This is a genomic window from Streptomyces turgidiscabies Car8 (assembly GCF_000331005.1).
GTDB lineage: Bacteria > Actinomycetota > Actinomycetes > Streptomycetales > Streptomycetaceae > Streptomyces > Streptomyces turgidiscabies.
On the sequence record NZ_AEJB01000135.1, the window covers coordinates 1 to 514 of the forward strand.

Genomic DNA, 514 nt, shown 5'->3' on the forward strand with positions numbered 1-514 from the left:
CATCCATCTGTATACTGTCGCCCTGCATGCGTTCAGTTATCCAACTGCCCCAGCGCGGAGGCGACATGGAAGATCTGAATCCCGAGGTGGTGCTGGGGATGACCACCCAGGCGCCCGACGGCATAGTGATCATCGACGGCGAAGGCCTGATCCGCTTCTGGAACCGTGGCGCGGAGCGCATCTTCGGGTTCTCGGCGGGCGACGTGGACGGTCGCAGCCTGGACGTCATCATCCCGGAGCGGCACCGGAAGCGTCACTGGGACGGCTTCCAGGAAGCCATGGACCGGGGCACGACCAAGTACGGCGACGCCGATCTGCTGAACGTTCCGGCGCTGGCGGCGGACGGCCGCAAGCTGTCCATCGAGTTCAGCGTGGTGCTCCTGCCGGCCCCCGACGGCAGCACGTACGTCGGTGCGGTCATCCGGGACGTCACCGCGCGCCGCGAGCGGGAGCGGGAGCTGATGCGGCGGCGGGCCGAGGCCGAAGCGACGGCCTGAACTCGCCGGACGGACGC

Annotated in this window: 1 protein-coding gene; it reads left to right on the top strand. The window is 68.3% G+C overall.

Features of this window, described 5'->3' with window-relative positions:
• The first annotated feature begins 65 nt into the window (after positions 1-65).
• Positions 66-497: a PAS domain S-box protein gene (locus tag STRTUCAR8_RS08550; RefSeq protein WP_044471868.1), complete on the top strand. Its 432-nt coding sequence runs from the start codon at positions 66-68 to the stop codon at positions 495-497.
• Positions 498-514 lie beyond the last annotated feature (17 nt).

Bases quoted from the DNA above. Each gene is read 5' to 3' on its own strand.
- STRTUCAR8_RS08550 (WP_044471868.1), top strand. From the start codon at position 66: ATGGAAGATCTGAATCCCGAGGTGGTGCTGGGGATGACCACCCAGGCG.